Origin of the sequence: Bacillus sp. SH5-2 (assembly GCF_008368905.1) — a bacterium.
Classification (GTDB): domain Bacteria; phylum Bacillota; class Bacilli; order Bacillales; family Bacillaceae_G; genus Bacillus_A; species Bacillus_A luti.
In genome coordinates this window covers 200520-212322 of sequence record NZ_QOSD01000011.1, presented here as the reverse complement: position 1 = coordinate 212322, position 11803 = coordinate 200520, and the positions used below count along the sequence as shown (strand labels likewise).

10 protein-coding genes are annotated in these 11803 nt (G+C 36.7%); 3 read left to right on the top strand and 7 right to left on the bottom strand.

Going from position 1 to position 11803, the window contains the following annotated elements:
- The first annotated feature begins 268 nt into the window (after positions 1-268).
- The gene (locus DN410_RS09360; RefSeq protein WP_149176280.1) at positions 269-625 is read left to right on the top strand and encodes a YgzB family protein; all 357 of its coding nucleotides are present in this window, start codon (positions 269-271) and stop codon (positions 623-625) included.
- Between the two features lie 104 nt (positions 626-729).
- On the opposite strand, the gene DN410_RS09355 is transcribed toward DN410_RS09360, so the two are convergent.
- The 7 genes from DN410_RS09355 to DN410_RS09325 form a co-directional block, all read right to left on the bottom strand.
- Positions 730-1155: a GNAT family N-acetyltransferase gene (locus DN410_RS09355; protein WP_149176279.1), complete on the bottom strand. Its 426-nt coding sequence runs from the start codon at positions 1153-1155 to the stop codon at positions 730-732.
- A 74-nt stretch (positions 1156-1229) separates the two neighbouring features.
- Positions 1230-1646 carry a peroxide-responsive transcriptional repressor PerR gene (perR, locus tag DN410_RS09350; protein WP_179958596.1) on the bottom strand — a complete coding sequence of 139 codons (417 nt, stop codon included), beginning with the start codon at positions 1644-1646 and terminating at the stop codon, positions 1230-1232.
- 298 nt (positions 1647-1944) lie between these two features.
- Entirely contained in the window at positions 1945-2400 is a 456-nt protein-coding gene (gene bcp, locus DN410_RS09345) for a thioredoxin-dependent thiol peroxidase (RefSeq protein WP_149176277.1), read from the bottom strand.
- 43 nt (positions 2401-2443) lie between these two features.
- Positions 2444-2848, bottom strand: coding sequence for a potassium channel family protein (locus DN410_RS09340; RefSeq protein ID WP_000964352.1), 405 nt, complete (start codon positions 2846-2848; stop codon positions 2444-2446).
- A 72-nt stretch (positions 2849-2920) separates the two neighbouring features.
- Positions 2921-3706: an ABC transporter permease gene (locus DN410_RS09335; RefSeq protein WP_149176276.1), complete on the bottom strand. Its 786-nt coding sequence runs from the start codon at positions 3704-3706 to the stop codon at positions 2921-2923.
- Positions 3707-3710: 4 nt separating this feature from the next.
- On the bottom strand, positions 3711-4502 hold the full coding sequence (locus DN410_RS09330; RefSeq protein WP_000521520.1) for an ABC transporter permease: 792 nt from the start codon (positions 4500-4502) through the stop codon (positions 3711-3713).
- The gene (locus DN410_RS09325) at positions 4495-5508 is read right to left on the bottom strand and encodes an ABC transporter ATP-binding protein (protein WP_149176275.1); all 1014 of its coding nucleotides are present in this window, start codon (positions 5506-5508) and stop codon (positions 4495-4497) included. Before DN410_RS09325 ends, DN410_RS09330 begins: the two co-directional genes overlap by 8 nt.
- Positions 5509-5629: 121 nt before the next feature.
- On the opposite strand from DN410_RS09325, the gene hemL reads away from it, so the two are divergent.
- Positions 5630-6934 (top strand): glutamate-1-semialdehyde-2,1-aminomutase, encoded by a 1305-nt coding sequence (gene hemL, locus DN410_RS09320; protein ID WP_149176274.1) that lies wholly within the window; start codon positions 5630-5632, stop codon positions 6932-6934.
- 199 nt (positions 6935-7133) lie between these two features.
- Positions 7134-11570, top strand: coding sequence for a glutamate synthase-related protein (locus tag DN410_RS09315; protein WP_149176273.1), 4437 nt, complete (start codon positions 7134-7136; stop codon positions 11568-11570).
- Positions 11571-11803: the final 233 nt, after the last annotated feature.

Below are 11803 nucleotides of genomic sequence, written 5' to 3'. Positions count from 1 at the left end.
AGTTTTTTAATTTCTTTTTTATCGTTTTCTGCGTTTCCGCATCAGCGACGGTTATTAATATATCATGCCGTACATACAGGGTCAATACTTTTCATAAAAAAATTTCACATCCCGTTAAACTCTTAAAACACATTTTAAAAATCATTATATCTTCCATTCATTTCTTTATCGATTTCCCTCTTATTCATATCTTATCTCTTTATCACGCCTACACATAAGTGAAAATTCTAAATTTTATGTTATATTATTATTATAGGAGTTGGTGAGAATGAGCATTAAGTATTCAAACAAAATCAATAAAATCCGGACCTTTGCATTAAGTTTAGTATTTATCGGCCTCTTCATTGCATACTTAGGAGTCTTTTTCCGCGACAACATTATTATTATGACAACATTTATGATGGTTGGCTTTTTAGCTGTTATCGCTAGTACCGTCGTCTACTTTTGGATTGGTATGTTATCTACGAAGACTGTACAAATTATTTGTCCAAGCTGCGATAAACCAACGAAAATGCTCGGTCGCGTCGACGCATGTATGCACTGCAATCAACCTTTAACAATGGATCGAGATCTAGAAGGAAAAGAATTTGATGAGAAGTATAATAAGAAAAGCTATAAATCATAGGTATATAGAAGTATAGTGAGGGGCGTGAATTTAAGTCCTTAAACAAGGCGATTTCTTAGTTAAGAAATCGCCTTGTTTTGATTATTGTCTTCTCCCAAAATTCATTATGCCTGTTTTTTCGATATTACAGTAAACATCCCTGTCATGTTGGGCGAGTAATCTTTAAAATCATATTTTTCGTAGAATGACGTTTTACCTTGCGACGCAAACAAACCAATAAATGCTTTATCAGGAGCATTCCGATTTAAGTATTCAACTAAAGCATTCATTATTTTCTTTCCAATACCCTTTCTTTGATAATCTGGATGCACTACTATATCTTGAATATAAAAATAGATAGCCCCATCGCCAACAATTCTCCCCATACCGATAATTCGATTATTATCATTGACCGTGATGCAGTAAATAGAATTTTGGAGTGATGTTTCCACTACTTCAAAATTCATATAATCAGTCCACCCTACAGAGTCACATAAGTATTTGTATTCTTCCAATGTTGGAATGTTATTTTTAATATCATATTTCTTCACAATGTATCCTCCAGACTTCATTTTCACCAATCTAAAGTAATTTCGACACATTTTTATATAACCCTCTTACTAACTTAACACTGACAAACGCCATAAATTTCTAAGCGATGACTATTAATAACGAAACCTGTCGTTTTCGCAGCTTCCTCTTCAAGCTGTTCCAAACCTCCATAAGGAAAATCAACAATTTTACCACACTTTTCGCAAATCACATGATAATGTTGACTTGTAACATAATCAAATCTACTTGAAGCGTCTCCATAAGTTAATTCCTTTACAAGCCCAACTTCTTTAAACACACGTAGGTTATTATAGACAGTTGCAACACTCATATTTGGAAACTTACCTTCTAATGCTTTATAAATGTCATCCGCTGTTGGGTGCGTCATAGATTCCACAAGGTACTCTAAAATAGCATGACGCTGTGGAGTAATGCGTACACCCGTATTTTTCAGCATTTCTAGCGCTTCTTTTAATTCTTCTTTGACCACCGTCATGCACCCCGATTCTATACGGATTATTATTTTATAATTCTTATAAAGAGTGTACTCCTTTTCTTATAAATCGTCAATATTTCTACTATAAGTATGTGGTTCATTTTTGTATATAGCCTTATTCTTATATATCTTTCCCTATTTCTTATACATTTTGCATAGAAAAAAGTGCGACATAATCGCACTTGGAATACTATCATCTGAGGAGGTATGCCCTACACTTCACTTTATGTCAGATGGTAAAATATGTATAGACACTTGCCTTACTTCTATATATTTTATCTCCACTACATACTTACTTTATATAAGAAAGAACGTCCTCAATATGTCCTTTTACTTTCACTTTACGCCACTCTTTTACAAGCTTACCATCTTTATTAATAAGGAATGTAGAACGTTCAATTCCCATATATTCTTTCCCGAAGTTCTTTTTCAATTTCCAAACATCATACAATTCTGCTACTTTATGATCTTCATCTACTAAAAGTACAAATGGAAGTTCATGCTTCTCAATGAATTTCAGATGTCTATTCGCTGAATCTGGACTTACTCCAAGAATAACCGTATCCTTTTCTTGAAAGACCCCATACGCATCGCGAAAATCACACGCTTCAGTTGTACACCCTGGAGTCATATCTTTCGGATAAAAGTAAAGAACTACATTTTTCCCGCGAAAGTCAGCTAAACGAACTTGTTCTCCGTTACTTCCCTCTAGTGTAAATTCTGGTGCCATTTCTCCTACTGTAATCATTGTTATCACTCCTTCTTTTTCTTTAACTATAACAAATGCTGCCTTATTTTTCATTGTCTATTACTGACCTCATCACAAAAGCAAACGGCAGTGTATATCCAATTAGTGCTTCTCCGATCGCAATCCACCTTCCTATTCCAATCGGAGCTATATCACCATATCCAACGGACAATAAAGTGACTGCACTAAAATATAAACAAATTTCAACAAGCTGAAAAGAATGAGCAGTCAATCTTTCTCCATCTTCTTTCAAAACTGTAAAACCCATTTCCTCTAATACAACATAACTTAACCCAAACGCAATTAGTACTGTTGTATAAATCAAAAATAATGTGGCTAAATTATACAGCGAAAAGAAACGCGTTGAATCCGAATATGAACTCCATAATAATTGGACACTTCTTAAAATAGCTATTGCTGCAATTAATAGAATAAATCCCCATAACATGTCCTCCACCTCATTTTATATGTATGAGACAGCCATTAGATTTATCCCATAGAAACAAACAAGCTTCTATAATTAATTTCCTGCACCGCGGTATCTTTTCACCCCTTGATTCCAGAGAGTAATTGCAACAGTAAAACAAATAATACCAACGATCGGTGTTGCAAATGCATAACTATTCCACTCTGTTTTTCTTAAAAAGTAGGCTGCTGGATATACTCCAACAAAGGCAAACGGTAAGACAAACGTTAAAATGAAGCGAATCACACGATTATAAATATTAACCGGATAACGACCATAATTCCCTATGTTATACATAAGCGGCATAATGGAACTTTTTGCATCCGACCAAAAACCAAGGCTCGCAAGTGTAACAAATATCCCGCCGTATACAAGCGCTCCTCCACCTACCATCAGTAAGAATAAGAAGAAATCATACCAGTAAAAAGATAATTGTAACTCCACTGCTGCATATGACATTACAACAATTCCTGTAACGGCTCCAATTAAAGATTCAAGTTCCATTCTTTCTAATATAATTTGAAATAAGCTATGAATTGGTCTCGTTAATACACGATCCATCTCCCCTTTAATAATGTATCGATCATTAAAGTCCCATATATTAAAGAAGGCTGAAAAAATGGCAAACGGTACTAAAAAGAAACCATAAATAAAGATTACTTCTTCTCGGCTCCATCCTTTTAATGCTTGTGTATGCCCAAACACAACTAGAATAAAGATTAAATTAACCGCTTGGAGTGATAAATCAGAAAGTAACCCAACGATAAAATCGCCCCGATATTCCAATTTCGTTTTTATATATTGACTTGCATATTGTAAAAATAATTTTATATATAGCATCCCATCATCCCCCCTGTACAATTAGACGTTTTCGCGCCGTTCTCCACATGAGTACAATTGGAATAATAAGTACGATTGCCCAAACTACTTGAAATACTAACGCCTCATACAACTTACTTCCCTGTATACCTTCTGAAAAAATCATACTTGGAATATAACTAATGGCCTGAAACGGTAAAAACATCATTGCTTTTTGGGCCCATAACGGATAAAAACTAATTGGCAATAATAGACCTGAAAACAAATCAATCACAACGCGTTTTGCATACATGATTCCGCTATTATTAAATAGGAAGAACGTAAGCATTCCCGTCATTAAATTAATTTGTGTATTAATAATAAAACTAAATATTAAAGATAAGAAGAAATATAACCACGTTTGAAAATTCGTTGTAATTTGCAATGAAAATAATAGCGTAACGATAACCATGCCCGGGATGGAAAAGAATGCAAAACGGAATATTCCCTCGCCAAGACCTTGCATAACTTTCATACCTAAATAGTTGTAAGGACGAATTAATTCTACAGCCACACGGCCTTCTTGAATTTCCATCGCAATTTCTCTATCTATATTATTAAAATAAAACGCACGTGCCATCCACGCGATTGCGATATACGTAGTCATTTGCGAGATAGATAAACTTTCAATATTCTCTTTTCCGCTATAAATTGCTTGCCACAAAAAATAATATGCGCCGATATTAATTGTATAAATTAAAATCCCACTATAATAGTTTGTGCGATACGCAAGCATCATTAAAAAGCGAATTCGAATCATTTCAATATACTTACCCATGCCTAATACCTTCTTCATAAATGTTACGAATGATTTCCTCTGTAGATACTTCATTAATTTTTAAATCTTTAATTTGAAAGGCTTGTACTACTTTAGAAATGAGCATTGAAATAATCACTTCTTCATTTGGTATTTTTGCAATCCACGCATTTTCTTCTTTCGCTTTTGACCAAACGACATGGTTATCAGGCATAACCATCGATAATTCCTGATATGAAACTGGGGCAACAAATTGAAAATGTATTTCTTTCTCTGCTCCCCACTGCGTGCGAAGATTATTTAAAGAACCGTCATACATAATGTTCCCTTCATCGAGCATGATAACGCGCTCACATAAAGCTTCAATATCCGTAATATCATGGGTTGTTAATAAAATTGTTGTTTTATAACGCTCATTCATCTCTTTTAAAAATTCACGTATTTTCAATTTCACAAGAACATCTAGTCCAATTGTTGGTTCATCTAAAAATAATAACGGCGGATTATGAATTAATGCTGCGGCTAATTCACAACGCATTCTTTGGCCTAAAGATAGCTTTCGAACTGGCTTATCTAATAAAGGACCAATATCTAACGTTTCAATCACGTGCTCCATATGTTCTTTATACTGAGCATCTGATACACCGTACACTTTTTTTAATAAACGAAACGATTCTTGTACCGCAATATCCCACCAAAGCTGTGAGCGTTGACCGAAAACAACACCAATTGTTCTTACAAATTCCTCTCTTTGTTTATGTGGATTCATTCCATTTACTATGATCTGTCCCGATGTTGGAGTTAAAATCCCCGTAAGCATTTTAATTGTTGTTGATTTACCAGCACCATTCTCACCGATATAACCAACCATTTCACCTTGCTTTACAGTAAAAGACACATCATTTACTGCTGGTACTATTTTATAATTACGATTTAATAAATCGCGAAATGCACCCTTTAAACCCGGACGACTTGAATAGGCTGTAAACTCTTTACGTAACCCTTGTACCTCAATTACCGATTTCATAATCGGACCCCCTTCCTAAATGTCACAACGAATAGTTTACCCAACTGCCTTCTCTATCACAAACAATACGTCTTTTCGAAAAACATGTTAGAATAATACATAGATTTTTGTAAGGAGATGAATGGTAGTGAAATTCACAAAATCAGAAGCATTACATAAAGAAGCTTTAGAACATATCGTTGGCGGCGTTAATAGTCCTTCTCGTTCTTTTAAAGCAGTTGGCGGCGGCGCTCCTGTTGCTATGGAACGTGGAAAAGGTGCTTATTTCTGGGATGTAGACGGAAATAAATATATCGATTATTTAGCAGCATACGGTCCTATTATTACGGGACATGCTCACCCGCACATCACAAAAGCAATTACAACAGCTGCTGAAAATGGTGTACTTTACGGAACACCAACAGCACTAGAAGTAAAATTTGCAAAAATGTTAAAAGAAGCAATGCCCGCTTTAGATAAAGTGCGCTTTGTGAACTCTGGGACTGAAGCAGTAATGACAACAATTCGTGTTGCTCGTGCTTACACAGGCCGCACAAAAATTATGAAATTCGCTGGTTGTTACCACGGACATTCTGATTTAGTACTTGTAGCAGCTGGATCTGGTCCTTCTACTCTAGGAACTCCTGACTCAGCTGGCGTACCACAAAGTATCGCTCAAGAAGTTATTACGGTTCCATTTAATAATGTAGAAACTTTAAAAGAAGCATTAGATAAATGGGGACACGAAGTAGCAGCTATCCTTGTAGAACCGATTGTTGGAAACTTCGGTATTGTAGAGCCAAAACCTGGCTTCCTTGAAAAAGTGAATGAACTTGTTCACGAAGCTGGTGCACTAGTAATTTATGATGAAGTTATTACTGCTTTCCGCTTTATGTACGGCGGTGCTCAAGACTTACTTGGCGTAACACCAGACTTAACAGCGCTTGGTAAAGTTATTGGTGGCGGCCTTCCAATCGGTGCTTACGGCGGGAAGAAAGAAATTATGGAACAAGTTGCTCCGCTTGGACCTGCATACCAAGCTGGTACAATGGCAGGGAACCCTGCTTCTATGGCATCGGGTATCGCTTGTCTAGAAGTTCTTCAGCAAGAAGGCCTATACGAAAAATTAGATGAACTTGGTGCAATGCTTGAAAAAGGAATTTTAGAGCAAGCGACTAAACATAATATCGATATTACATTAAACCGTCTAAAAGGTGCTTTAACTGTATACTTCACAACAAATACAATCGAAGATTACGATGCAGCACAAGATACAGATGGTGAAATGTTCGGTAAATTCTTCAAGCTTATGCTTCAAGAAGGAATTAACTTAGCCCCTTCTAAATATGAAGCATGGTTCTTAACGACAGAACATACAAAAGAAGATATTGAATATACAATTGAAGCTGTTGGTAGAGCATTTGCTGCATTAGCAAACAATAAATAATCCCATTATTAAAAGGAAAAAAGAAAGCACATCTTTCTTTTTTCCTTTTTTCTATTTCATAAATCCCTCATTAATAGTATAATTATTCATAATTATCTGTTTTATTTTTCTTTTATATCCTTACTATCCGTGTATACAAGGCTGCTCACGCCTTAAATAGTAAGATTATTCATTCTTTTATAAGAGGGGGGATTGACGGATGCTCAATAAAAAAAATACATGGACACCGTCTTTATTTCGAGATTATAGAAATGCAGAACATGATGCGTGTGGAATCGTTTCCGTTATGGAGAAACGAAAAATCCCTACAAAAGAAAACATTGATCTTTGCATACAATCACTCGTCAAAATGAATCATAGAGCTGGTTTCATTAATGGCGAAGGCGATGGCATCGGTATTCACATTGACGTACCAAAAGCTCTTTGGAATGAGAAACTAAAAAGTAGCGGATATAATCCAACGATCGTGGATCATCCCCACTTTATCGTTGGACATTTTTTTCTAAACAAAAACGCAAACATAGTTAATTTAAAAAATCATATTCGTACACAACTAAACAACGAAAGCTTTGCAATTCTTTTCGAAAGTGACGATGTAATAAACTCCGATGCACTCGGGCCACTTGGTAAACAAGAAGAACCATTATTTTGGCAAGTTGCCCTTATCGCCGAAAATGAAGTTGCAAATATTGAGCAAACATTATTTTCTGTCACAATAAAAATAGAGGAAAACGAAGCGATTCATGTTGCTTCATTAAGCCGTGATCATGTTGTATATAAAGTTCTAGGTGCTGGCGATACACTTGTTGCCTATTACAATGATTTACAACACCCACTTATCGCTTCAACTATGACACTAGGACATAACCGCTATTCTACTAATACATTATCTAATTTTTTTCGTGTACAACCATTTAGTATTCTCGGACATAATGGTGAAATTAACACAATTGCAAAATTACGCGATCAAGCTGAAATGATTGATGTACCACTTACTGCTGGGGGCAGTGACTCCCAAGATTTAAACCGCACCTTAGAAACTCTACTTGTTCAATACGACTACAGTTTATTTGAAGCAATGGAAATACTATTCCCACCAATTATTAATGAAATTAAACTTTATGAAACACATTTACAAGATTTATATACGTATATACGTGAAGCATGGGGACATTTTGCACAAGGGCCAGCTGGAATCATTTCCCGCTTTAAAGATGAAGCTGTTTTCAGCGTTGATTCCCTTGGCCTACGACCAGTATGGAAAGTTGAGACAGAGAGCTCTTATATTTTCTCTTCTGAACCTGGAGTTGTATCACCAACTGAATATGTAGCAGAGCCAAAACCACTCGCTCCTGGAGAGAAAGTCGGATTAAAATGGAATGAACAAGATGAACTTGTTCTTTATGAATATGACAAATACCAAGCCCAAGTATATAACCGTTTTAAAAAGCGAGTTGATACTACTGATTACCATTTAAACTTATCCATCCCTGAAACGAAAAAAATCCAGGGATTATGTGATTCTGTTCAAGTTGAAACGAAACAATACGTTGCTTTTGGATGGGATCGAGAACATATTCAGCTCCTTGAACAGATGGCAACAAAAGGCGTTGAGCCAATTCGCTCACTAGGGCACGATTCACCACTTGCCGCACTTGATACGGATAGACGAAATATTGCTGACTTTATTAAAGAAAGTGTAGCTGTCGTTACAAACCCAGCAATTGACCGTGACCGTGAAATTGAACACTTCTCTACACGTACTGTACTTGGAAAACGCCCAAGTTTATTAAGCGGTACGAAGCAACCATTTGTAGTTGAGATGCTTTCACCCATTATTTTAGAAGGAAGCGTAGCACAATCTATTGCAGAAGAATTACACACCATTACGTACGAACAACTTACAGAGCTATTCACGACTCATAGCTCTATCGCCACAATCTCTGCTACATTCAGCTCGCCAGAAACTTTGCAATGCGCATTAAACCGCATTAGTTCTGAAGCGATAGCTGCCGTTAACAACGGCGCTTCTCTACTAGTATTAGATGACGCGAAAGCCCATCTAAATGAACAATTGTGGATTGATCCACATTTAGTTACCGCTAAAGTACATCAAGCATTAAGTGAAAATAAATTGCGCCGCAACTGCTCTCTCGTTATACGTTCTGGTGCCCTTCGCTCCTTACATGACATCGTCACGCTATACGGATTAGGAGCAGACAGTATTAATCCATATTTATTGTTTGCGACCGTAAATGATGGAACAAAAACACCAATTACGAATTTGTATACGGCCCTTAATAAAGGGCTAGAGAAGGTCATTTCAACAATCGGAATTCATGAGTTACGTGGTTACGGACGTCTCTATTCATCTATCGGGTTACATGAGGAAATCGCAAATATATTACAAATTACAAATTTCTTCGGTTCAAATGATTTAGCTTTTTCACTCGAATCACTTGCTGAAGATGCAAAAATGCGCGCAGATGATTATAGCAACCCTAAAATTAGAATGCGAAAGTCATTTCACATATTCCCGCGGATTTGGAAAGTCATTGGCGATGTTGCAAAGGGAAATCCTTATGATGATTACCGCGAAAAGTTAAGTGAATTAGAAAACAATAATCCAATCGCAATCAGGCACCTCGTTCAAGCGAAACAAGCAAAAAACACCGTTCCAACTGAAGACGTATCCATTAGTATCCGGAATCATGATCTACCATTTATTATTAGTTCCATGTCATTTGGTTCTCAAAATGAAATTGCCTTTCGTGCGTATGCAGAAGCTGCTGATCAACTAAATATGATTAGTTTGAACGGTGAAGGCGGCGAGATTAAAGATATGATTGGTAAATACCCACATACACGCGGACAACAAGTTGCCTCTGGTCGATTTGGAGTAAACGCTGAACTACTAAATTCATCAAATTTAATTGAAATAAAAATTGGTCAAGGAGCAAAGCCTGGTGAAGGTGGACATTTGCCTGGTTCAAAAGTAACAGCCAAAATCGCCGAAGCACGTAACGCTACAATTGGATCAGATTTAATCTCACCTTCTAACAACCATGATATTTATTCAATTGAAGACTTAGCTCAAATGATTACCGAAATTAAAACGGCTAATCAACTTGCAAAAGTAGCTGTAAAAGTCCCTGTCGTTCCTAACATTGGAACAATTGCTGTTGGCATCGCAAAAGCTGGTGCTGATTTTATTAACATTAGCGGGTTTGATGGCGGAACAGGTGCTGCGCGTATTCATGCATTGCAACATGTAGGTCTTCCAGTAGAAATCGGTGTAAAAGCTGCTCACAATGCTCTACTAGAAGCAGGGATGAGAGATAAAGTAGAAATTTGGGCAGATGGTGGTATTCGAAGTGTAAATGATGCCTTAAAAATTATGCTCCTTGGAGCAAACCGTATTGGGTTTGGCACATTATCAATGATTGCAATTGGCTGTACAACTTGCCGTGGGTGTCATTTAGATACTTGCCATGTTGGAATTGCAACACAAATTGAATCTGAAGCACAAGCAAAAGAACATGGGCTACGCCGCTTTGTCCCGCGGGAATTAGAAAGTGCAGTTGCTGGTTTATTACATTTATTCACCACTTTTGGCGTAGAACTAAAACGGTTAACAGGGCAGCTTGGTTATACGAATTTACAAGAAATCGTCGGTCGTTCTAATTTACTAGAGCAAGTTCGAGGTGAAAATTTATTAAACTTATGTAATTTACTGCAAACGATAGAATATCCATCTGTTACAAAAATAGCAACTGTACAGGAAAAACAACTTGAAACAGTCCACTCTCCACACTCAAAAGAATTAGTAGGCGTTGGCGTAGAGCAACGCGTTATGGGTGGTTTAGAATCTTGTTATCGTGTTCGTAGTAAACTATATGAAGACACCAAGCTTGAACCACTTACATTAAAATATACAAACGGCTCCATTCCAGGAAACGGATTAGGTGCTTACAATAGCGAGAATTTATTTATTCATGTAAACGGTGGTGCGCAAGATGGAATTGGCAAAACTTCCTTTGGCGGTGGTATTTATATAACGAAAGCAAAAGGAAAAGATGGCGTATATTATAACGGGTCTGTCGGAAAAGGATTTGGATATGGTGCACAAAAAGGAGCACTATACGTACAAGGTAACGCCGACGCTCGCGCTGGTATTCGCCTTTCCGGAGCAGATATGATAATTGGAGGTAGAATAACAAAACCACTACGTAAAAAAGAGCAAGGAAATATAGGTGCATACTCCAATATTAAAGGTTTCGCCTTTGAATATATGACAAATGGGCGAGCACTTGTTTTAGGGGACCCCGGTCCATGGATTTGTGCTGGTATGACTGGCGGTGTTGTTTATTTACGTCATGATTCAAACTTAGGTTTAACAGAAAAGGCCTTAAAAAGAAGAATCGCAAAAGGGGCAAATGTTACATTACAACCAATTAGTAAAAACGGTTTGCAAGATGTAACCGAATTATTGCTAGATTATATTCGTGTACTAAACGAGCATGAGCAATACGAAGAAGTTGCTTTGTTAACACCATTATTAGATGATATACAGAACCAGTTTTTTGAAATTATCCCGAAAAAAGAACAGGCTGATCCATCTATCTCAACAGAGTAATATGCCTAATTTTCATTTTTAAGAAAAAATTGACGAAGTACACTTCTCATAGTAATCTATAGTAACAATTTGAAACCTGCTGAAATTCAGCAGGTTTTTTTACTAAAAATTAATGTTTAAAAAGAATTAGGAAAAATTATAAAGTGAAGCTTTAATACGCCCTCACCAATCGGGCGTTTACGAGCAGCCCCACTTCCCCCTAACTTCTTTGCTCCGCCTGAATTTTGAAGTGG